The following is a 20,799-nucleotide window of genomic DNA, read 5'->3' on the forward strand; positions in this document are numbered from 1 at the left end:
GGGATAACTCGTTACCCCCGACTCTCGCAGAACCAGGGGCGCAACGGAGTGACCGACGCGACAGAATATCCGTGGAAATCCTGTGCGCGCCGGTCTGGACCTGCTGCGTCAGCTCTCGCGGACGCGACGCTTCACTCGCGTGAGCATGGCTGACATGCCGCGCAGCCGCAGCGGGCTGACGATCGACTCGAGACCGAGCTGGAGATAGAAATCATCGGGCACGCCGAGGATCTCGTCGGCGCTCAGCCCATCGAGCCCCTGATGGAGGATCGATGCGAACCCGCGCGTGGTGGGTGCCTCGCGCGGCGCGCTGAAGTGCAGCACCACCGCGGACCTATCGGTGGCATCGACGGACAGGAACAGCGGCGACTGGCACTCCGGCACCGGTTCCATCGCCGCCTCCTCCAGCTCGGGCGGCAGCGGCGGCAGCTCGCGGCTGAACTCGAGCAGCAGCTGCACCCGCTCCTCGCCCTCCATGGCCTGGAAGTCGTCGATGATCTCCTGCAACGACTCGGGAACCGCAGCGCTGGTCATGATGCAGCGGGGACCGCACCGGGCTGCTCGCCCTTGGCGATGGGAACGCGCACCGTGTTGCCCCACTCGGTCCACGAGCCGTCATAGTTGCGCACGCGGGTGAATCCGAGGAGATAGGTGAGGACGAACCACGTGTGGCTCGAGCGCTCGCCGATGCGGCAGTACACGATGGTGTCATCGGCGGGGTCCATGCCGCCGTAGACCTCCTCGAGCTGGGCGCGCGGCTTGAAGCGGCTGTCGCTCGCCGCGGCCTTCGCCCACGGGATGCTCACCGCGGTGGGGATGTGCCCGCCGCGCAGCGCGCCCTCCTCTGGATAGTCGGGCATGTGGGTGCGCTCGCCGGTGTACTCCTGCGGCGACCGGACATCCACCAGCGGGCCATCGCCGAGGTGCTCGAGCACCTGCTCGCGGAAGGCCCGGATCACGGTGTCATCGCGCTCTACCACGGGGTAGTCGGTCGGTGGGAGACGTGGCACGTCGAAGCTCGTGTCGCGCTCCTCGGAGATCCATGCATCGCGGCCGCCGTCGAGGAGCCGCACATCGGGATGCCCGAACAGGGTGAAGACCCACATCGCGTAGGCCGCCCACCAGTTGGACTTGTCGCCGTAGATCACGACAGTGTCGTCGCGGCTGATGCCCTTGCGGCGCATCAGCGCGGCGAACTGCTCGCCGTTGATGTAGTCACGCGTCACGGGATCGTTGAGGTCCAGGTGCCAGTCGATCTTGATCGCGCCGGGGACATGGCCGATGTCGTAGACCAGGACGTCCTCGTCGGACTCCACGACTTTCAGCCCGGGCCTGCCCAGGTTCGAGGACAGCCACTCGGTGGACACCAGGCGCTCGGGGTGGGCGTACTCGGCAAACGCTGGGTTGTTCTCAGGAGGTACAGGCACGGTGTCAGCTCCTTTTGAATGCCCGTGGAAATGTTGTCACCTCAACGGTAGCTGTTTCCGCGCGCGGCGACGATCACCTCATCCGCATCGCTGCCTGCCTAGCAGTGAGGAGCGTCACACTTTCGGTGGTGATGCTAGAGCCGCAGCAACCGGTCCATCTCGATGAGGATCTCCAGGGCCGTGTACACCGAGCCGTAGGTTACATCCCCGGTGATGACGAGACGTCCATCACGGACAGCGGGCACCATGCCGAGCACCTCATCGCCGGCCAGGGCCGTCGCATCCAGGCCAGGCTCATTGGTGATCACTAGCAGCCGGGCCGCGTCCCCGAGCAGCCTGCCAGCCTCGGGCCCGAGCTGCTCTCCCGCCGCGGACGTGAAGCGCAGCACCGGCACGTCCAGATCAGCGAGCACGGTGGACGGCACGCCCGGCGGATGACTGAGATCGCCGACCTGGCCTGGAACGCGAAGGTCGAGGACGGCCACCGGCTCCGTCATCTCCGCCGTCCCGTGCCGCTCCCGGACTCGTTGCAGCCGTTCCTCGTACCGGTCCAGCGCATCGCGCGCGGCCTGCTCGGCGCCCAGCCACCCCGCGACGGCCCGCAGGTTCTCCGGCCACGGGGCGGCGGGGTCGATCGGCAGCACCGGCGCCACATCGGTCAGTCCCGGCGCGAGCCAGTACTGGTCCTCGACGCTCGTCGACAGGATGAGATCAGGCCCGAGCTCCCGGATCTCCGCCACGTCCACCGGCGATGCCAGCCGCTTTACCCCGCCACCGAGCGGCACCCACGGCTGCACCGACCGCGACGTGTAGCCCACGAGGGGGAGACCGAGCGCGAGCGCGATCTCGAGATCCTGGCGCGCATCGATCGCCACGACGCGCTGCGGCGCGGCCGGCACCTCCACCTCGCCAAGGGGCGTGGATACTGTCCGGCCAGGTGCGGTCGCGTCCCCGGCGGTGCCGTCATCGCCGTTGCCCGAGCATCCCGCGAGCAGGACCGAGGTAGCGGCGAGGGCGAGGAAATCACGGCGCGTGGGCATGCGGCTAGCCCCACAGGTCCGAGACGGTGACCCCGACCTTGCCGAGCAGCTCCCGCACCAGGGGGAGACCGATGCCGATGACCGACGAGGGATCGCCCTCGATGCGGTCGATGAACCAGCCGCCGAGCCCATCGAGGGTGAACGCCCCCGCCACCTCCAGGGGCTCGCCGGTAGCGAGGTACGCCTCGAGATCCTGCTCGGATGGGGTGCCGAAGTGCACGCGCGTGGTCGAGCACCCCGTCGCCTCATCGACGATGGCGCCATCGCGGACGCGCACCACGCAATGACCGGTCAGCAGATCGCCCGTGGTTCCCATCATCGTCTTCCACCGCTCCCGCGCCACCTCCGGAGACAGTGGCTTGCCCTGCAGCTCCCCGGCGATGTGCAGCATGGAGTCGCAGCCGATCACCACGCAATCGAGAACGTCCGCGGCTCCCGCCCAGCACACTCCATCAAGGTCGGGGACGATGTCGTTGGCCACCGAGTGCGCCTTGGCCTGGGCGAGGCGGATCACCGTCTCCTCGGGGCCCGCTCCCGGCCCGAGGCTGTCGATGATCGACTCCTCGTCCACGCCGGAGACCTGGACGAGCGGCTCGACGCCGGCGGACCGCAGCACCGCGAGCCGCGCGGGGGACGCGGAGCCGAGCACGAGGCGGGTGGTCACCGCCACGCGCGCCCGTTGACGTACGCGCGCGGCGGCAGCGGCGGGTTGTGCCGCAGGTTGTCGACGAGGTCGCCCCATAGCTCGCGGGGGCGCGGGTCCTGGACCCCGGCCGCGGCGCTCGCGGCGGCAGCACCGGCGAGGACTGCTACCACGGCGGCGAGCTCCTCGGCGGTGGGCTGGCCCCGCTCGACCCGCAGGAACGCAGGACCGATTGCTTCTGCGTCGCTTGTCTCAGTGCCGCTTGCTTCTGGCGTGCTTTCTCCTGGAGTGCTCACAGCGGAATGTTCCCATGCTTCTTCGCCGGAACATTGACCACCTTGCGCTCGAGCAGGCGCAGCGCGGTCGAGACCTGCCAGCGGGTGTGCGAGGGCGGAATCACCGCGTCGAGGTAGCCACGCTCGGCCGCCATGTACGGGTTGACCAGCGTGTCCTCGTACTCCTGCTGGAGCTGCAGGCGCAGCGCGTCGACGTCCTCGCCGTTCTTCGCCGCCTCGAGCAGCTTGCGGCGGTAGACGAAGCCCACGGCGCCGGATGCGCCCATCACCGCGATCTGGGCGGTGGGCCAGGCGAGGTTGACGTCCGCGCCCATGTGCTTGGAACCCATCACGTCATAGGCGCCGCCATACGCCTTGCGGGTGATGACGGTGATCTTGCCGACGGTGGCCTCGCCATAGGCGTACAGCAGCTTCGCGCCGCGGCGGATGATGCCGTTGAACTCCTGGTCGGTTCCCGGCAGGAAGCCAGGAACATCGACGAGCGTGAGGATCGGCACGTTGAACGCGTCGCAGGTGCGCACGAAGCGGGCTGCCTTCTCCGACGCGGCGATGTCGAGCGTTCCGGCGAACTGGGTGGGCTGGTTGGCGACGATGCCGACGCTGCGGCCCTCCACCCGCGCGAAGCCGCACAGGATGTTCATCGCCCGCTGCGCCTGCACCTCGAGGAACTCGCCATCATCGACGATGCGGGCGATCACATCGTGCATGTCGTACGGCTGGTTGGGGGAGTCGGGGATGATCGTGTCGAGCTCGAGATCCTCGGCGGTCAGGGAATCCTCGGCGCTGCCGGAGATCGGGGACTCCGCGGGGAGGCGGGGCGCCTCGCCACGGTTGTTGCTAGGCAGGAAGCCCAGCAGCTCCCGCACGTAGTCGAGGGCATCGGTCTCGTCATTGGCGACATAGTGCGCCACGCCCGACTTCACCATGTGCGTGTGGGCGCCACCGAGCTCCTCCATGGTGACTTCCTCGCCGGTGACGGTCTTGATGACGTCGGGACCGGTGACGAACATCTGGGACTTCTTGTCCACCATGATCACGAAGTCCGTCAGCGCGGGCGAGTAGACGTGCCCGCCGGCCGCGGCACCCATGATCAGCGAGATCTGCGGGATCACGCCGGAGGCGAGCACGTTGCGGTGGAAGATCTCGCCGTACAGGCCGAGGGAGACGACACCCTCCTGGATGCGCGCGCCGGCGCCTTCGTTGATGCCGATCAGGGGGCGGCCCGTCTTGATGGCGAGATCCATCACCTTGACGATCTTCTCGCCGTACACCTCGCCGAGGCTGCCGCCGAACACCGCGGCATCCTGGCTGAACACGCACACCTCGCGGCCGTCGATCGTGCCGTACCCGGTGACCACGCCATCGCCGAGCGGCCGGTTGTCGGCGAGCCCGAAGTTGGTCGACCGGTGCCGGGCGAGGGCATCGAGCTCGACGAACGAGCCGTCGTCGAGGAGCAGGTTGATGCGTTCCCGCGCGGTGAACTTGCCCTTCTCGTGGACCTTCTGCACCGCGGCCTCGCCCACCGGATGCTTGGCCTCCTCGAGGCGGCGCTGCAGATCGGCGAGCTTGCCCGCTGTCGTGTGGATGTCCGCCTTCGCCGCCTCCGTGCCGGGGGACGCGTCGGGCGAGGTTCGCTCTGGCTCGGTCACACTGGTCATGGCGGCGAGTGTATCGAGAAACCCCGGCCCCTCGCGGACAGTGGTCTCCAAAACCTGGGACGTATACCTAAGCGATACCGCCAAAAACCTGCCCCGGCGCGTGCCTCGAGCCCCAGGAACGCCCAACAGGACGGGCGCCCGCGCGTAGCGTCAGCACCATGACCGAGAACCCGCTCAGTGCTCACCCGCCCAGCGCCCATCCGCCGCTGGACGCTGCCGCGCTTGCCCCCCGGCTCGCCGAGGCTGGCTGGAACAGCGTGCGCGTCGTTGGCTCCACCGGCTCGACCAACGCCGACCTGCTCGCTAGCGCCCGCACCGCCACCGATCGCACCGTCCTCCTCGCCGAGCAGCAGACCGCTGGGCGCGGTCGCCACTCGCGCACGTGGGAGACCACCCCCGGCACGTCCCTCATCGCCTCGGTGCTGCTGCGCGCCGCGGGCGTGCCGCCGGCGCGGCTCGGCTGGCTCCCGCTGCTCACCGGCGTGGCGCTCGCCTCGGCCATCCGCGAGGAGACCGGCGTGCATGCCACTCTCAAGTGGCCCAACGATGTGCATGTCGACGGCAGGAAGGTAGCGGGCATCCTCGCCGAGGTCGCGCCCGTCGCGGGCCCCGCGACCGTCGTCATTGGATTCGGCATCAACACCGCTACCGAGCGTGATGATCTCCCCGTGACCGATGCCACATCGCTGTACCTCGAGTCCGGCAGCCTCCCCGACCGCCCCGGGCTCGCTGTGGCCGTGCTCGCCCGGCTCGCGCGCGCGGTGGACGTGTGGATCGCCAGCGGCGGGGCGCCAGGCCCGTTGCGGGACCAGTACGTCGCGCTCTCCTCGACCCTCGGGGCAGAGGTGTCCGTGGCGCTGCCGGGTGGAACGGTCACCGGGCTGGCCGAGCGTATCGACGACTCCGGCTGCCTGGTGCTCTCGGTGCCCGGGGAGGGGGAGCGCGTGGTCTCCGCGGGTGACGTCACGCACCTGCGCAAGGCACAATAGCGCTCATGGAGAATCCGGGTGGAGCGCTGGGGGAGCGCGTGCTGCTGCGGCGCCACCCGCATTGGAAGATGATGCTGGGCCCCGCCATCCTGGCGATCGTGCTCACCGGGATCGCGGGCCTGCTCGTGGGATTCGTCGAGGCCAATGCGCCAGCCGGGGTGCAGGGCATCGTGATTCTCGTCGTGCTCGCGATCTGGGCGCTGATCCTCGCGCGGCGCTTCGTCAAGCCCTTCATCGGCTGGTGGCGGACCGCGCTGATCGTCACCTCGCACCGCATCGCGGTCCGCGAGGGCCTGCTGCGCACCCGCGGGTTCGACATCCCCCTGCAACGGGTGGCGGGGATCCGGTACCGCCGCGGCATGCTCGACCGCCTCGCGGGGACCGGCACGCTGCTCATCGCGCCCATCGGCGAGCCGCCGTTCGAGTTCGCCCACGTGCCCGAGGCCCGCCTCACCCATGCGGTGATCTACCACCAGGTGTTCGGAAACCAGCCCGCGGCGCGCCCCCGGCGGATCCTCGATGCCTTCCGCCCCCGCTGACGACAAGCCGGATTGTGATGGCCGCCACCATCAATCGCCAGGGTGGCGCTGCGCATTGTCATCCAGGATGCGAGCCATCTCCTCGCAATCTCACTAGGCTATTGCTGTGAGGACCGTTCTGCTCGCCGAAGATGACGACGCCATCGCTGCCCCGCTCGCGCGGGCGCTCGAGCGAGAGGGCTATGAGGTGCGCATCGCGCCCACCGGTGATGAGGCATACGCGCTGGTCGTCGAAGCGCCACCGCACCTGTTGCTCCTCGACCTCGGCCTGCCGGGCATGGATGGGCTCGAGGTGTGCCGCAAGATCCGTTCCCAGGGCATCGACGTGCCGGTGCTGATGCTGACCGCCCGCACCGATGAGGTCGATTTCGTGGTGGGCCTCGATGCCGGCGCCGATGACTACGTCGGCAAGCCGTTCCGCCTCGCGGAGCTCCTCGCTCGGGTGCGGGCCCTCATGCGCCGCCGCGGCAGCAGCGCCGATGATGCCGTCATCGAGATCGGTGACATCATCCTCGACAAGCCTGCCCGCCGCGTCACCCGCGACGGCCGGGAGCTGACGCTGGCGAACAAGGAGTACGAGCTGCTGAAGTTCCTCATGGAGCATGCCGGCGAGGTCGTCGAGCGCGACGAGATCCAGCGCGAGGTATGGGGCGATGTGGACCTGCGCGGCTCGAAGACCCTGGACATGCACATGTCCTGGCTGCGCCGCAAGATCGGCGACGAGGGCAAGGAGCTCGGGCGCCGCATCGCCACCGTCCGGGGCGTAGGATTCCGCTTCAATGCGGACCAGTAGCGCGCCCGGCCCAATCAAGCCAGGCCCCAGCAAGCCAGCCCTGGGCGACCCACGGTGAAGCGACGGCTCCTGCTGTCCACGATCGCCGTGGTCGTGGTGGTCGTGCTCATGCTTGGCCTCCCGCTGCTCCTCGCGTCCTGGCGTCTCGTGGAGGACTTCACCCGCGCTGACCTCAAGCTCAGGCTCGATCAGATGGCCGCGGAGGTCCGGGACCAGCAAGGCCAGGAAGGGCTTGTGCCCGGCCGTCTCAACACCGAGCCGCTACGGCTCGTGGTCCCGCCAGGCGGACGGCTCGAGGTCATCTATCCGAGCCCGCTCGACAGTGCCTCCCGCGCATCCGTAGGTGCCCCCTACGTGGAGAACGCGATCATCGAGTCCCTGTCGCTCGGAGTCTCGGGATCGCTGCGCCTCGAGGTTCCCCCAGGGGAGATGCGCGCCTCGCAGTGGAGATCCGCGGCCATCGTGACCGCCCTCGTGGTGGCCTCCGTCATCGCCGGCACCGTGGTGGCGATCGTCACGGCGCGCCGCCTGTCCGACCCGCTGCGCGATGTGGCCGCCCGCGCGGCACGCCTCGGTGCCGGTGACTTCCGTCCCGACCCGAAGCGCTACGGCATCGTCGAGCTCGACCGCGTCTCCGATGTGCTCGATGCCGCGAGCGTGGAGATCTCCGAGCGCCTGCAGCGCGAGCGCAGCCTCGTCGGTGACGTATCGCACCAGCTGCGCAGCCGCTTGACCGCCGTGCGGCTGCGCCTCGATGAGCTTTCCTTCCATCAGGACCCCGACGTCGTGGAGGAATCGACAGCTGCACTATCCCAGGTGGACCGGCTCACCCAGGCCGTCAACGATCTCGTGCGCGCCTCGCGCGACCAGAACCGGTCCGACGTCGCTGCCATAGAAGTCATGCAGGAGCTTCGCGTGGCGGTCAAGGACTGGGAGAAGCAGTTCACCGAGGCGGGACGGCATATCAAGCTCTACGGCCACGACGGCACCCTCGCGCACGCCACCGCGACCAGGCTGCGCGAGGCCGTGGCCGTTCTCGTCGACAACTCGCTCGCCCACGGCGACGGCACGTGCACTCTTTCCGTGCGCCACGTCAGCAGCGATGACCGTCGTCCCATGGTGTGCGTCGAGGTCAGCGACGAGGGGCCCGGCGTGCCCGACGACATCGCGCCGCGGATCTTCGAGCGAGGCTTCTCCGGCCGTGGATCGTCCGGGGTGGGGCTCGCGCTCGCTCGCGCGCTCGTCGAGGCCGACGGCGGACGCATGGAGCTCCAGGCGCGCAGCCCCGCGCGGTTCGCGATCTTCGTGCCAGCCCGCGACCCGCATCTGCCGCTCGGAGCCGGAGGGGCCAGCATCCTCCCCGTGTCGCCGCCCGAGCCGCGCTAGGCCGTCGTCGCCGGGTGGTGGCGCGGGTGGTGGCGCCTCCGCTCGGCCGGGGGATGCCGTCGCTCGGCCAGAAGCACCGGAAATTGCCAAACGCGATAGAAACTGACCTGGGATTCGCGCAGCTTCTATCGCGTTTGCGGAAGGGCGACCCGCACGCCCGCACTCCCGCAGCGGCAGCCGAGATCCCGGCTCAGCTATGCCCGAGCTGCTCCTCGTACAGGTCCACCGGGGTGGGCAGCACGATCGTCGATCCAGCGGCAGCGCCGCGCACGTCCTCGTCGGGGAAGACCCATCTGCGCATCGCCCAGAACCGGAACGCCATCTGGAGGAGGTTGCCGATCAAGTAAGCACTGATGAAGTCGGCGATGTTCTCCACCGTCAGCGACACGTTCGGCTCCCGGAACCCGAGCACGTATGACGAGATCCACAACGGGATGAACGCGAGCACCACGCCACCGGCGCTGACCAGGAAGAACAGGAACGCTTCGTGGTGGCGCTCGCGGCCGCCCCGGTTCTTGAACGACCACTCCCGGTTGAGCACGTACGACAGGATCACGGCCATGACGCCAGCGATGATCTTGGCGGTGACGGGGTTGCTGTCGAGGATGGTCAGCTTGAGGGTGTAGAAGATCGCGAGGTCGAAGATGAACGTGGTCCCGCCGACGATGGCGAACTTGATGAACTCACGATGCTTCAGCGCGATCGCCCGGTAGGGCTGCGGAATGCGCGTGATGACGCTGTCGGCCAGGGACACAAGACCGGAGTCTACTGAACGCGTGCTGCGCTGTACGGTCATCGGTGGTGTTCGGCGTGGGCAGGGACGCGTTTTCCATCCCGGCGCATCGTCTGCCAACATAGATGCTTGTGGAATCAGACCAGTTCACGCCTGCTGCCGGGACGGCGCCCCGCTATCACCGCGAAGCCTCCGGTGTGCCCACCGTCACCATGATCGGTGGCGGCCAGCTCGCCCGCATGACCCACCAGGCCGCGATCGCGCTCGGCCAGTCCGTGCGCGTGCTCGCAGCATCTCCTGGGGAGTCCGCCGCCCAGGTGGCGCGCGATGTGGTTCTCGGCCGCCATGATGACCTCGACGCTCTGCGCGAGGCGGCACAGGGCAGCGATGCGCTGACGTTCGATCATGAGCATGTGCCGCCGCAGCACCTCGAGACGCTGATCGGCGAGGGCGTGAACGTGCAGCCGCCGCCCACTGCGCTGATCCACGCCCAGGACAAGCTCGTCATGCGCGAGCGCCTCGCCGCGATGGGCGCGCCGGTGCCCCCGTTCGCGCCGGTCCGGGCGATCAGCGATGCCCTCGCGTTCGGCGCCGAGCATGGGTATCCGTTCGTCCTCAAGGCCACTCGCGGTGGCTACGACGGCAAGGGCGTGTGGATGATCGACACCCCCGAGCAGGCCGAGGAGCGTGTCGCCGAGCAGCTCGAAGCGGGCGTCCTGCTGCTCGCCGAGGAGAAGGTCGCGATGCGCCGCGAGCTCTCCGCGATGGTGGCGCGATCCCCGTTCGGGCAGGGCGCCACCTGGCCGGTGGTCGAGACCATCCAGCGCGACGGCGTGTGCGCTGTCGTCATCGCTCCCGCGCCGGGGCTCGATGAGCACACCGCGGCCGAGGCGCAGGCATTGGCACTGCGCATCGCCACCGAGCTCGGGGTGACGGGGTGCCTCGCGGTGGAGCTGTTCGAGACCACCGACGGGGTCATCCTGGTCAACGAGCTGGCGATGCGCCCGCACAACTCGGGGCACTGGACGATGGATGGCGCCGTGACCTCGCAGTTCGAGCAGCACCTGCGCGCGGTCCTTGACTACCCCCTCGGCAGCACCGCGACCACGGCGCCGGTGACGGTGATGGCGAACGTGCTGGGCGCGGCCGAGCCGCCCGCGATGAGCATGGACGAGCGCGTGCACCACCTGTGCGCGCGCATGCCGGACGCCCGCATCCATCTCTACGGCAAGGGCGAGCGGCCCGGCCGCAAGCTCGGTCACGTCAACATCGTCGGCCCGCCCGGCGGCAGCAGCGACGACCCCGATTATGTCGAGGCCGTGCGGCAGCGCGCGGAGCTCGCCGCGCAGTGGCTCATCCACGCCACCTGGGCCGATGGGTGGGACCCGCACTCGGGCGGCTAGCCTGCCTTACGCTCCACAACGACAGCACGCATGCTCCCGCGCCACGGCGCGCGTCCCACGGAACGAGGAGGCAGGATGACCCCCGAGGTTGGCTTGATCATGGGCAGCGACTCCGACTGGCCCGTCATGCAGGCCGCAGCCGAGGCGCTCGCCGAGTTCGAGGTGCCATTCGAGGTGGGGGTGATCTCCGCGCACCGCACTCCGCAGCGGATGCTCGACTACGCCACGGGTGCCGCGGAGGCGGGGATCAAGGTGATCATCGCTGGTGCCGGGGGAGCGGCTCACCTTCCCGGCATGGTCGCCTCGGCGACGCCGCTGCCGGTGATCGGCGTGCCGGTCCCGCTCAAGCACCTCGATGGCATGGATTCGCTGCTGTCGATCGTGCAGATGCCAGCCGGTGTGCCGGTGGCCACGGTCTCGATCGGTGGTGCCCGCAACGCGGGCTTGCTCGCGGTGCGCATCCTCGCCGCGCAGGATCCGGCGCTGCGCGCGCGCATGGAGGAGTTCCAGCAGCAGCTGCACCAGATGGTGCTCGGCAAGGACGAGGCGCTGCGCCGCTCGCTGCTCGGCGGCTAGCCCGGCAGCCGGATCGGGGGCGGCCAACCGGTGCTGCCTTCGTGCTCCGCGCGCCCCGCCGGTATTGTCAGCACCAGGGCATGCTCCCGCACGATGAGGGAAGCGTGGCCGCTGCGTACGCAACCCCGTACTTGATAATCGCACTATCGCACGCGAAGGAGTCGCACGAATGGCCGGCAACCCCGATTTTGATCTCTTCCAGCTCGCTGACGAGCACAACGAGCTGCGGGCCGCCATCCGGGGCCTGTGCGAGAAGGAGATCGCGCCCTACGCCGCCGATGTCGACGAGAACGAGCGCTTCCCGCAGGAAGCCCTCGATGCGCTCATCGCCTCCGGCTTCAACGCGATCCACGTGCCCGAGGAGTTCGACGGCCAGGGCGCCGATTCCGTCGCCACCTGCATCGTCATCGAGGAGGTCGCGCGCGTGTGTGGCTCCTCGTCGCTCATCCCCGCGGTAAACAAGCTCGGCACCATGGGCCTGATCCTCAACGGCTCCGACGAGCTCAAGGCGCAGGTCCTTCCCTCCATCGCATCGGGCGAGGCCATGGCTTCCTACGCGCTGTCCGAGCGGGAAGCCGGCTCTGATGCCGCGGCCATGCGTACCCGCGCGAAGGCCGATGGCGATGACTGGATCCTCAATGGCTCCAAGTGCTGGATCACCAACGGTGGCAAGTCCTCCTGGTACACCGTCATGGCCGTCACCGACGCCGACAAGGGCGCGAGCGGCATCTCCGCGTTCATGGTCCACAAAGACGATGAGGGGTTCGTCGTCGGGCCGAAGGAGAAGAAGCTCGGCATCAAGGGCAGCCCCACCTCCGAGCTGTACTTCGAGAATTGCCGCATCCCCGGCGACCGCATCATCGGCGCTCCCGGCACTGGTTTCAAGACCGCGCTGGAGACCCTCGACCACACCCGTCCGACCATCGGCGCGCAGGCAGTGGGCATCGCCCAGGGCGCTCTCGACGCGGCGATCGAGTACACCAAGGACCGCAAGCAGTTCAAGACCGCCATCGCGGACTTCCAGGGCGTGCAGTTCATGATCGCGGACATGGCCATGAAGCTCGAGGCGGCCCGCCTGATGGTGTACCACGCTGCCGCGCGCGCCGAGCGTGGCGAGAAGAACCTCGGGTTCATCTCCTCCGCCTCGAAGTGCTTCGCCTCCGACGTCGCCATGGAGGTCACCACCGACGCCGTGCAGCTGTTCGGCGGCGCCGGGTACACCCGTGACTTCCCGGTCGAGCGGATGATGCGCGACGCGAAGATCACCCAGATCTACGAGGGCACGAACCAGATCCAGCGTGTTGTCATGGCGCGGTCGCTGCTGCGCTGACCGGCTCCACGACCATGGCATCGGCACCAGACCCGCCGCGCGAGCAGCGGCGGGCTGGTGCCGGTCTCGTCGAGCGGTGGTTCCGGTTCACGCGGGCCTACTGGCTGGGCATCGACATCGCCATCGCGGCGATCGTCACGCTCGCCGCGCTCGGATCGCAGAGCGGCTTGTTCGCCGGCCCGCACGAGGTGCTTCTCGCCCTGCTGATGACGGTGCCGCTGGCATGGCGACGGCTGCGACCAGCCTGGTCCGGCTTCCTCATCGCCGCAGCGGCGTACCTGCACCTGCTGGTATTCCAGGACACGACGAGTGCTGGGCTCGGAGTGCTGTTCGCCGTCTACGGCCTCGCCGCCTACGCGGGCCCCTGGGCGAGCCGGATCGCGTGGCCCCTGGCCGCGCTGGGCGTGGGAATGGCCGCGTACCTCAGCGCCATCAGCTTTGATCGCGATCCACGCTCAGCATCGATCAATGTCCTGTCCATCGTCGCGCTGACCACGGTCGTCTACCTGTTCGGCCTGATCCGTCGCTTCCGGATCAACGAGGTAGCCGGGCTCACCGAGCGGGCCCGGCTGCTCGAGCTCGAGCGGGAGCAGGAGACCAAGCTCGCCGCCATCACCGAGCGCACCCGCATCGCCCGCGAGATGCACGACATAGTGGCGCACTCGCTGACCGTTGTCATCGCGCAGGCCGACGGCGGGCGCTATGCCGCGCGGGCCAGCCCGGCAGCCGCGACGGAGGCGCTGGCCCAGATCTCCGCCACGGGCCGCCAGGCGCTCACCGACATGCGGGCGCTGCTGTCGGTCCTGCGCGATGGGTCTCCCCGGGAGACTGGCAGCACGCCCGCGGCCGGGGAGATCCCCGCGCTCATCGACGACATGCGTCGCAGCGGCCTCGACATCGAGCTTGCCGTCGAGGGCGAGGCCCGCGACCTGCCCGCCGGGCCCTCGCTCACCGCGTACCGCATCGTGCAGGAATCCCTGACCAATGTGCTCAAGCACGCTGGCCCGCGCGCCCGCGTGACGGTGGCGATCGAGTGGACGGACACGGCCCTGCGGCTGAGCATCACCGACGACGGAAAGGGCATCGCCGGGATCCTCCCTAGGCCGGACACCGCGGGGCAGGGCGTGCGCGGGATGCAGGAACGGGCCAGCCTCTACGGCGGCGACGTCACCGCACGGCCGCTCGACGGTGGCGGGTACGTGGTGAATGCACGGTTGCCTCTCGCTCCCGCCAGCTAGCCCGCAACGACCAAGCCCGCCAGGACGGCGAGCCCCGCGCACCCTGTCAGTACCACCACCGTGATCCGGGCTCGCTCGACGAGGATCGCGACGAACTCCCGGAGGAACGCGCTCGGCAGGAAGTACGCGGCGGTGCGCGACCCCACCACATCGGCGTCGAGCCCCACCGCGCGCGCCGTCAGAGCCGCGCGCAGCGCGTGATAGTTGCTCGTGACCACCACCACTGGTCCGGGAATCGTGTGCGCGGCAAGCAACCGCGAGGAGTAGCGCAGGTTCTCCTCCGTATCCCGTGCCTGGTCCTCCACCAGGATGCACGCTTTCGGGATTCCGGCTGCCCGTAGGTATTCCGCCATCGCGGTGCCCTCGGCCCGTGGCTCGTCCGGGCCTTGCCCGCCGCTAGGCACCAGCATGGGTCGCGCCGTGGCCTCCGATGCCTGCCAGAGCCGGATCGCCCGGTCGAGCCGATGCCGCAGCAGTGGCGGAACGCCACCTTCGAGCAATCCCGCGCCCAGCACGACGATCGCTCCCGGTGCCGGACCGCGGACCACTAGCCCGTAGAACACCGCGTAGGCAGCAACCACGAGGAAAAGAACGGTCAGGTAGATGCCCGCGAGGAACAGGAACACCGCCACGCCAGCAAGGGCCGGTTGGCCCGTCCGCAGCAACTGCAGCGCCACCAGCGGCAGCACCAGCAGGGCCAGGCCGACGAGGAACGACAGCAGGTTTCCGAGGTTGCGACCCTCCCGCTGCATCATGACCACGCCATTGGCGAGGAGGAAACCCACCATCGCGATCGCGAGGAAGGGCAGCAGCAGGAACGCGGCGAACCACACGATCCGTACCCCGGGAACCACCGTCGCCACCAGTTCCACGAGGGCGATGGCCCCGAACCACACGGTGCCCAGGAGCAGGAAGCCATTGCGAAGGCGCCGATTCTCAGTGCGCCAGCTGCGCCACAGGGCAAGACCGAGCACCAGGGCTATCACGAGGCTGAGCACGACCCATTAGACCACCCGGATGGCCATCACCCGGTGGCCATCATGCCGATCACGAGCCGGGCCACATAGGGTGGGCCCATGGTGGAGCAGCCGATCAAGGTAGCACTCGTCGACGACCAGCAGCTCGTCCGCGCGGGGTTCCGCATGGTGATCGATTCCCAGCCCGACATGCAGGTGGTGATCGAGGCCTCCGACGGCAAGCAGGGATTGCGGGAGATCGAGCGCGTCGGCTGCGACATCGTCCTCATGGACGTGCAGATGCCCACGATGAACGGTATCGACGCGACCCGCGCAATCACGAGCAGCAGCGCCGAAGCGCCGCGCGTGGTGGTGCTCACGACCTTCGACAACGACGAGTACGTCCTCGGCGCGATCAGTGCCGGAGCGAGCGGGTTCCTGCTCAAGGACGCCGATCCCGAGCAGCTTCTCGACGCGATCCGCACCGTGCACCGGGGCGATGCCGTCATCGCGCCCCGCGCCACCCGCAACCTGCTGCGCCACCTCGGTCCCCTGATCGCCCCCGGATCCACTCGCGAGGAAACCTCCGCCCGCGCGCTGCCGAGCGAGCTGACGCCCCGCGAGGTGGAGGTGCTCGCTGCGATGGCGCGCGGGCTCACCAACGGCGAGATCGCCGAGCAGTTCTTCGTCTCGGAAGCGACCGTGAAGACCCACGTCGGGCGCATCCTCGCCAAGACCCAGTCCCGCGATCGGGTGCAGGCCGTCATCCTCGCCTACCAGGTGGGCCTCGTCGATCCCGACGACGTGCTGCGCGGCGCCTAGGCCGTTCCAGGATCGGCGCTGTTGGGTCGTCGGGGGCCGGCGCGGCAGAATGGACACGCACACCATCCGGCCCTCGCCATTGCGCGCGGGGGAAGCAGCCCCAGGAATCCAAGCCGTGTCCATACCCAAGATCGTGCTGTTCTACGTGTTCGCGCCGTTGCCCGACCCCGAGGCGATCCGCTTGTGGCAGCAATCCCTGTGCCAGTCCAATGGCCTCACGGGGCGCATCATCATCTCCGGGCATGGCATCAATGCGACCGTGGGCGGCGAGCTCGCGGCCGTCAAGCGGTACGTGCGGGCCACGCGCGAGTACGCGCCGTTCAAGAAGGCCGACATCAAGTGGTCCGATGGGACAGGCCATGATTTCCCCCGGCTGAGCGTGCGAGTGCGCCCGGAGATCGTCACGTTCGGCACGCCCGAGGAGATCAAGGTCGATGCGGACGGCGTCATCGGTGGGGGAGCGCGGCTGCGTCCCGAAGAGCTGCACCAGTTGGTCGCCGAGCGTGACGACGTGGTGTTCTTCGACGGCCGCAACGAGCTCGAGGCCCGCCTCGGCCGGTTTCGCGGAGCCGTGGTGCCCGATACCTCGACGACCCGTGATTTCCTCGCCGAGATCGAATCCGGCAAGCTCGATCACCTCAAGGACAAGCCCGTGGTCACGTACTGCACGGGCGGGGTGCGCTGCGAGGTGCTGACCGTCCTCATGCGCAACCGTGGCTTTTCCGAGGTGTACCAGCTCGATGGCGGCATCGTGCGCTACGGCGAGAAGTACCGCGACGAGGGCCTGTGGGAGGGCGCCCTGTATGTCTTCGATGGCCGCATGACCACTACCTTCTCCGACGCGGCGCGGGTCATCAGCACGTGCGAGCTGTGTGGCGCGCCCACGACCCGGCTGGAGAACTATCCCGATCCGCGCGGGCGCGAGCTGACCCTGGTGTGCGAGGCGTGCAGCCCGCGCGAGCAGTCGCTGGAGCGAGCGGCCTCCGATGGCGGCTAGGACACCGCTGCCCGCGCGGGATGGCCTCGGCCCAGCGCGGGTGCGCATCGAGCATGGAGCCGACGCGGCAACGATGCTTGACTACCTGATCGAGCGGTTCCCCGGCAGCGAGGGATTCTGGCAGGCCGAGATGAGCCGCGGGCACGTCGTGGACCAGCACAGCCGCGCAGTGGCAGTGGACAGCCCGTACCGGCCCGGCCGCATCCTGTACTACTACCGCCAGCCCGTGCCCGAGCGCCATGTGCCGTTCGACCTGCGCGTGCTCCACCAGGACGAGGCGATCGTGGTGGTGGACAAGCCACACTTCCTCGCGACGATCCCACGTGGACAACACGTCACCGAGACCGTGCTGGTGCGTGCCCGTCGGCAGCTGGGGCTCGACGACCTGGTGCCCGCGCATCGCCTGGATCGCATGACCGCGGGCGTGCTGGTGCTCGTGGCCGACCCGCGCTGGCGCAAGGACTACCAGGAGTTGTTCGCCCAGCGGCAGGTGCGGAAGGTGTATGAGGCTATCGCTCCGCACGAACCGGCGCTGGCCCTGCCGAACGCCGGGGAGGGCCCGCCGCGCACGGTGCGCAGCCGCATCGTCAAGCAGTCCGGGGTAATGGTCGCCGAGGAAGTGCCCGGCGAGCCGAACAGCGAGACCCTCGTCGATCTCCTCGAGGTGCGTGGTGGCCTCGCCCGGTACCGGCTGCGGCCCATCACCGGCAAGACCCACCAGTTGCGCCTGCACATGTCATCGCTCGGGGTGCCGATCCTCGGCGACACCTACTACCCGGTGTACCGGCCCTCGCGCGGCGACGACGACTTCACCGATCCGCTGCGCCTGCTCGCGCGGTCGCTGGAGTTCACCGACCCGATCACCGGCGCGGAGCGTCGTTTCGACAGCAGGCTCGCGCTCCAGTTCTAGAGTGGGCAGCGTGAGCGATACGTTCTGGGGGCGGGTCAGGGCGGCGGCGCGGGGACGTGCCTCGGTGATGCTGGTGACAGTTCTGGCGCTCGGCTGGGCCCGCGCGTGGGGCGGGCGGCCGCGGTTCGTGCCCGAGCATTGGTACTTCATCGCGCCCGGAATGCGAGGCGGTTTCGCGCGCGGCGGCACCACCGTCGGGGGAGTGTTCCTGACGGACCGGGAGCCATCGCATCGCGTGATCCGGCACGAGGCGATCCACGCGGACCAGTGGGCGCGGCACGGACTGCTGTTCCCGCTGCGCTACTGGCGGGAGGAACTGCGGCACCCCATGGCGCGCAACCGCTTCGAGATCGAGGCCGGGCTCGAGGACGGCGGCTACCGGGCGCCTCGCCCCGGTGACCGGCGGGCCTAGCGCGGGCTGCGCCGTCGCGGTGGCGGGTCGTCGTCGCGGTCGCAAAAGCACCGGAAACTCGTAAACGCGATAGAAGCGGCCCTGGATCGGGAGCGGCTTCTATCGCGTTTGCGACGGCAGCGTTTGCGGCGGCAGCGTTTGCGACGCCAGCGTTGTGCCCCCTAGCCGAGCCGGTGCGTGGCCTTCTCGCTCGCGGAGATGCGTCCGAGCGCGGCGGCATCGGCGTTGGCGGCCTGCACCAGCGATGCGCCCACGGCGAGGACAGCCACGAATCCTTCGATGATCGCCTCGGCGTCGGTCCACGGAAGCGTGGAGACGATGCGCGAGCTGCTATCCCAGCCTTGTTCCTCCGCGAAGGCTTGCGCGCGGGCAAGCACGCTGGTGGCCATGATCCCGTCGAGGGCCGGTGCGTCGCTGCTAGGCATGGCCTGGAACTGATCACCATGCCCGGGGACGGTGGTGGCGAAATCGGTGACGCCGACGGGAAGGCCGGGCAGGCCGCGGCCGAACGGGTCGAGCGAGAGCGCCGCGATCTCCTCGGCATCGTCAGCGTCGGCGAGGGTCTCCGCGGTGGTGAACGCGAGCCTGGCATCGTCGGCCGCGCCCGCGAGCACCTCGCATCCGGCCCACCAGGTGCCGAGCAGCACTGTGGCGGTCTGCCAGTGCGCGGGCAGCAGCAATGCTACGCGGTCGCCCTCGGCGAGCCCGAACTCGTCGCGCACCATGTTGCCGGTCTTGGCGGCCCAGTTGGCGGCGGTGGTCCCGGAAAGCTCGATTCGCTCGCCACTGGCCTGGTCGTAGTAGGTGATCAGCGGGCGGGCCGCCTGGGCGCGGAGGATCGGGTCGAGCAGGGTGTCGGTCAGGTTCATGGGTCTCCCATCGATCGGGGGATCAGTCCGCGCAGCGGTTCCCAGCGCGGGATCAGTCCACGCAGGGTGGCCCGGCATGCTCGGCGCTGACCGGGGGCGGGACGTCGCCCTCGGCGAGCACCACGGCCTCGTCGGGCTCGGGGGATGGTGGCGGCGGGGCGGCGGCTCCGGGGCCATCGTAGCGGGTGGTGAGCACCACCTGGATCTGGTCCTTGCGCAGTTCGAGGTCCTGCTCCAGCGGTAGCCCGCCCAGGTGATCAGCGATGGCCCGGGCGGCGTCGCTGCCCGTATCGGCGGTGATCACCTTGCTATGCATGGTGGGCTTGCCCAGCCAGTTGCCTACTTCGCCCTCGATGAATCCGACGCGCGTGAGCTCATCAGCGACCCTCGTGGCGAGGCCTTCGAGGAGGCTGGCATTGGCGACGTTGACGGTGATGTCGGAGGGGTCGAACCCGAACTCGGGGAGCGGTTCCTCCTCGGGCTCGGCGGCCTCGACGATGACCTCCGCGAATCGTGCCTGCACCGCGTCCGGATCGACCTCGACGACGCTCTGCGCGCCGTCGCTGCTCCAGGCGTTGGTGGTCACCACCGGAATGGTCTCGAACTGCACGTTGCCGGCGGCGAGATCCTGGAACTGCTTGGCGAAAGCCAGGATGTCCCAGTTCTCGTCGATGACGACGGAGCGCTGGATGGCGCTGCTCAGGTCGCTGAGCTTGGAGGGGCTGGTGAGCACATCGGTGCTCAGGACCCGCCGGGAGAGCGAGGCCATGAACACTTGCTGGCGGTGGATCCGGCCGATGTCCATGCCGGGCAGCCCCTGGCGCTGGCGGACGAAGCTCAAAGCATCCGCGCCATCGAGGACCTGGCGCCCGGCGGGGAAGTCCGCGCCCGAGAGGGGATCGTTGACAGGGTTGTTCAGGCACACCTCGACGCCGCCGATCGCATCGGTGAGCAGGAGGAATCCAAGCAGCCCGATCTCGGCATAGTGATCGACCGAGATGCCAGTCAGCGCGGCGACGGTCTTGATAAGGGCGTCACGGCCCGCCGACGTGGCGATCGGCTCGGCCTCGGCGCGATCCATTCCCTCCTCCTCGACGAGCCGCACGAGCTCCTGGAAGCGGGTGGAGCCGAAGACGCTGTTGATCTTGACCTTGCGGTCAGCGGGCCAGTCATCGCCGGGCACGTCCTCGGGAACGGTCACGTACGAGTCGCGAGGAATGGAGAACGCCGACGCGGACTGGCCATTGTCCGGAACCCGGATCAGCACGATCGTGTCGGTGTTCGTCGAGTCCGCCTCGCCCGCCCGGAGCTTGTCGCGCTCCTCCTCGGTGAGGGCATTGCCATGCGCATCGGTGCGGCTGTCGGTGCCGACGAGCAGGATGTCGGTGGCACCATCGGCGCCCTGCCCGAGGTCGAGCCCCGCTGCGGTGGCGAGGCGCGAGGCGAACGCATCGTATTGCTGCCAGGCCACACCGGTGGCGAGGAGCACGATGATCGAGGCGGCCGCGACGAAGGCCCTTGCCCGGCGCTCGAAGCGGGAGCGCTGCGCCCGTGCGCTGTCCTGCTGGCTCCGGGCCTGGCGCGGCCCGCGTGGCGGTGGCGTCCGGCGGGCCCGGCTGGCCGGAGACGGGGCATTGCCGCCGCGGGAGCGCGCCCGGTCCGGTCGCGGAGCCCGTGCTCCCGGGCGGCGTCCCGTCCCGCGGGGGCGTCCTGGCTCCTCCCACTCGGGCACGATGCTGGTCCTTCCTCGGCGCTGCGGGCGATCATTCATAACAAGTTAGG

The 20,799-nt window shown here is 69.2% G+C and carries 22 protein-coding genes; 12 read left to right on the forward strand and 10 right to left on the reverse strand.

Features of this window, described 5'->3' with window-relative positions; translation table 11 throughout:
• Positions 1-108 precede the first annotated feature (108 nt).
• From FXO18_RS09015 to FXO18_RS09040, 6 genes are all read right to left on the reverse strand, one after another.
• Positions 109-534 (reverse strand): SufE family protein, encoded by a 426-nt coding sequence (locus FXO18_RS09015; RefSeq protein ID WP_149360712.1) that lies wholly within the window; start codon positions 532-534, stop codon positions 109-111.
• Entirely contained in the window at positions 531-1,427 is an 897-nt protein-coding gene (locus FXO18_RS09020) for a sulfurtransferase (RefSeq protein ID WP_149360713.1), read from the reverse strand. Before FXO18_RS09020 ends, FXO18_RS09015 begins: the two co-directional genes overlap by 4 nt.
• Before the next feature lie 134 nt (positions 1,428-1,561).
• Positions 1,562-2,467, reverse strand: a complete 906-nt coding sequence (locus FXO18_RS09025) for an ABC transporter substrate-binding protein (protein WP_149360714.1) — start codon at positions 2,465-2,467, stop codon at positions 1,562-1,564.
• A gap of 4 nt (positions 2,468-2,471) precedes the next feature.
• A complete protein-coding gene (locus FXO18_RS09030; protein WP_235900571.1) occupies positions 2,472-3,131 on the reverse strand; it encodes a Maf family protein in 660 nt (219 codons plus the stop codon).
• Entirely contained in the window at positions 3,128-3,406 is a 279-nt protein-coding gene (locus FXO18_RS09035) for an acyl-CoA carboxylase epsilon subunit (protein WP_149360716.1), read from the reverse strand. The genes FXO18_RS09030 and FXO18_RS09035 overlap by 4 nt, the downstream gene beginning before the upstream one ends.
• On the reverse strand, positions 3,403-5,064 hold the full coding sequence (locus FXO18_RS09040; protein ID WP_149360717.1) for an acyl-CoA carboxylase subunit beta: 1,662 nt from the start codon (positions 5,062-5,064) through the stop codon (positions 3,403-3,405). The genes FXO18_RS09035 and FXO18_RS09040 overlap by 4 nt, the downstream gene beginning before the upstream one ends.
• A 158-nt stretch (positions 5,065-5,222) precedes the next feature.
• Here FXO18_RS09040 and FXO18_RS09045 point away from each other — a divergent pair, with 158 nt between their 5' ends.
• The 4 genes from FXO18_RS09045 (at position 5,223) to FXO18_RS09060 (ending at position 8,771) form a co-directional block, all read left to right on the forward strand.
• Positions 5,223-6,053: a biotin--[acetyl-CoA-carboxylase] ligase gene (locus FXO18_RS09045; RefSeq protein ID WP_149360718.1), complete on the forward strand. Its 831-nt coding sequence runs from the start codon at positions 5,223-5,225 to the stop codon at positions 6,051-6,053.
• 5 nt (positions 6,054-6,058) lie between these two features.
• Positions 6,059-6,592: a PH domain-containing protein gene (locus FXO18_RS09050; RefSeq protein WP_149360719.1), complete on the forward strand. Its 534-nt coding sequence runs from the start codon at positions 6,059-6,061 to the stop codon at positions 6,590-6,592.
• A gap of 106 nt (positions 6,593-6,698) precedes the next feature.
• Positions 6,699-7,385 carry a response regulator transcription factor gene (locus tag FXO18_RS09055; RefSeq protein ID WP_149360720.1) on the forward strand — a complete coding sequence of 229 codons (687 nt, stop codon included), beginning with the start codon at positions 6,699-6,701 and terminating at the stop codon, positions 7,383-7,385.
• 54 nt (positions 7,386-7,439) lie between these two features.
• A complete protein-coding gene (locus tag FXO18_RS09060) occupies positions 7,440-8,771 on the forward strand; it encodes a sensor histidine kinase (protein ID WP_149360721.1) in 1,332 nt (443 codons plus the stop codon).
• Between the two features lie 190 nt (positions 8,772-8,961).
• Here the strand turns inward: FXO18_RS09060 and FXO18_RS09065 are convergent, their stop codons facing one another.
• Positions 8,962-9,525: a GtrA family protein gene (locus FXO18_RS09065; protein ID WP_149360722.1), complete on the reverse strand. Its 564-nt coding sequence runs from the start codon at positions 9,523-9,525 to the stop codon at positions 8,962-8,964.
• 191 nt (positions 9,526-9,716) lie between these two features.
• Here FXO18_RS09065 and FXO18_RS09070 point away from each other — a divergent pair, with 191 nt between their 5' ends.
• The 4 genes from FXO18_RS09070 (at position 9,717) to FXO18_RS09085 (ending at position 14,051) form a co-directional block, all read left to right on the forward strand.
• On the forward strand, positions 9,717-10,907 hold the full coding sequence (locus FXO18_RS09070; RefSeq protein ID WP_407936457.1) for a 5-(carboxyamino)imidazole ribonucleotide synthase: 1,191 nt from the start codon (positions 9,717-9,719) through the stop codon (positions 10,905-10,907).
• A gap of 75 nt (positions 10,908-10,982) precedes the next feature.
• The gene (purE, locus tag FXO18_RS09075) at positions 10,983-11,483 is read left to right on the forward strand and encodes a 5-(carboxyamino)imidazole ribonucleotide mutase (protein WP_187774267.1); all 501 of its coding nucleotides are present in this window, start codon (positions 10,983-10,985) and stop codon (positions 11,481-11,483) included.
• Between the two features lie 169 nt (positions 11,484-11,652).
• Positions 11,653-12,813, forward strand: a complete 1,161-nt coding sequence (locus FXO18_RS09080) for an acyl-CoA dehydrogenase (protein WP_149360725.1) — start codon at positions 11,653-11,655, stop codon at positions 12,811-12,813.
• Between the two features lie 14 nt (positions 12,814-12,827).
• On the forward strand, positions 12,828-14,051 hold the full coding sequence (locus FXO18_RS09085) for a sensor histidine kinase (protein ID WP_149360726.1): 1,224 nt from the start codon (positions 12,828-12,830) through the stop codon (positions 14,049-14,051).
• Here FXO18_RS09085 and FXO18_RS09090 read toward each other — a convergent pair.
• Positions 14,048-15,049, reverse strand: a complete 1,002-nt coding sequence (locus FXO18_RS09090; protein WP_149360727.1) for a YdcF family protein — start codon at positions 15,047-15,049, stop codon at positions 14,048-14,050. The two genes, FXO18_RS09085 and FXO18_RS09090, sit on opposite strands and share 4 nt — an antisense overlap.
• A gap of 78 nt (positions 15,050-15,127) precedes the next feature.
• Here FXO18_RS09090 and FXO18_RS09095 point away from each other — a divergent pair, with 78 nt between their 5' ends.
• The 4 genes from FXO18_RS09095 (at position 15,128) to FXO18_RS09110 (ending at position 18,148) form a co-directional block, all read left to right on the forward strand.
• Positions 15,128-15,829, forward strand: a complete 702-nt coding sequence (locus FXO18_RS09095; protein WP_149360728.1) for a response regulator — start codon at positions 15,128-15,130, stop codon at positions 15,827-15,829.
• A 115-nt stretch (positions 15,830-15,944) separates the two neighbouring features.
• Positions 15,945-16,826 (forward strand): oxygen-dependent tRNA uridine(34) hydroxylase TrhO, encoded by an 882-nt coding sequence (trhO, locus tag FXO18_RS09100; protein WP_149360729.1) that lies wholly within the window; start codon positions 15,945-15,947, stop codon positions 16,824-16,826.
• Entirely contained in the window at positions 16,816-17,736 is a 921-nt protein-coding gene (locus FXO18_RS09105) for a pseudouridine synthase (RefSeq protein ID WP_149360730.1), read from the forward strand. The genes trhO and FXO18_RS09105 overlap by 11 nt, the downstream gene beginning before the upstream one ends.
• Before the next feature lie 67 nt (positions 17,737-17,803).
• A complete protein-coding gene (locus tag FXO18_RS09110; RefSeq protein ID WP_149360832.1) occupies positions 17,804-18,148 on the forward strand; it encodes a hypothetical protein in 345 nt (114 codons plus the stop codon).
• A gap of 161 nt (positions 18,149-18,309) precedes the next feature.
• On the opposite strand, the gene FXO18_RS09115 is transcribed toward FXO18_RS09110, so the two are convergent.
• Complete coding sequence (locus FXO18_RS09115; protein ID WP_149360731.1) at positions 18,310-19,017, reverse strand: TIGR03089 family protein; 708 nt, start codon at positions 19,015-19,017, stop codon at positions 18,310-18,312.
• Positions 19,018-19,069: 52 nt separating this feature from the next.
• Entirely contained in the window at positions 19,070-20,749 is a 1,680-nt protein-coding gene (locus FXO18_RS09120) for an LCP family protein (protein WP_235900547.1), read from the reverse strand.
• Between the last annotated feature and the right edge of the window lie 50 nt (positions 20,750-20,799).

This window comes from Lolliginicoccus suaedae, from assembly GCF_008312885.1.
Lineage (GTDB): Bacteria > Actinomycetota > Actinomycetes > Mycobacteriales > Mycobacteriaceae > Lolliginicoccus > Lolliginicoccus suaedae.

Coding starts and splice junctions, on each gene's coding strand:
- FXO18_RS09115 (WP_149360731.1), bottom strand. CDS start 19,017: ATGAACCTGACCGACACCCTGCTCGACCCGATCCTCCGCGCCCAGGCG.
- FXO18_RS09045 (WP_149360718.1), top strand. CDS start 5,223: ATGACCGAGAACCCGCTCAGTGCTCACCCGCCCAGCGCCCATCCGCCG.
- FXO18_RS09050 (WP_149360719.1), top strand. CDS start 6,059: ATGGAGAATCCGGGTGGAGCGCTGGGGGAGCGCGTGCTGCTGCGGCGC.
- FXO18_RS09015 (WP_149360712.1), bottom strand. CDS start 534: ATGACCAGCGCTGCGGTTCCCGAGTCGTTGCAGGAGATCATCGACGAC.
- FXO18_RS09095 (WP_149360728.1), top strand. CDS start 15,128: ATGGTGGAGCAGCCGATCAAGGTAGCACTCGTCGACGACCAGCAGCTC.
- FXO18_RS09040 (WP_149360717.1), bottom strand. CDS start 5,064: ATGACCAGTGTGACCGAGCCAGAGCGAACCTCGCCCGACGCGTCCCCC.
- FXO18_RS09110 (WP_149360832.1), top strand. CDS start 17,804: ATGCTGGTGACAGTTCTGGCGCTCGGCTGGGCCCGCGCGTGGGGCGGG.
- FXO18_RS09080 (WP_149360725.1), top strand. CDS start 11,653: ATGGCCGGCAACCCCGATTTTGATCTCTTCCAGCTCGCTGACGAGCAC.
- FXO18_RS09105 (WP_149360730.1), top strand. CDS start 16,816: ATGGCGGCTAGGACACCGCTGCCCGCGCGGGATGGCCTCGGCCCAGCG.
- purE (WP_187774267.1), top strand. CDS start 10,983: ATGACCCCCGAGGTTGGCTTGATCATGGGCAGCGACTCCGACTGGCCC.
- FXO18_RS09085 (WP_149360726.1), top strand. CDS start 12,828: ATGGCATCGGCACCAGACCCGCCGCGCGAGCAGCGGCGGGCTGGTGCC.
- FXO18_RS09070 (WP_407936457.1), top strand. CDS start 9,717: ATGATCGGTGGCGGCCAGCTCGCCCGCATGACCCACCAGGCCGCGATC.
- FXO18_RS09025 (WP_149360714.1), bottom strand. CDS start 2,467: ATGCCCACGCGCCGTGATTTCCTCGCCCTCGCCGCTACCTCGGTCCTG.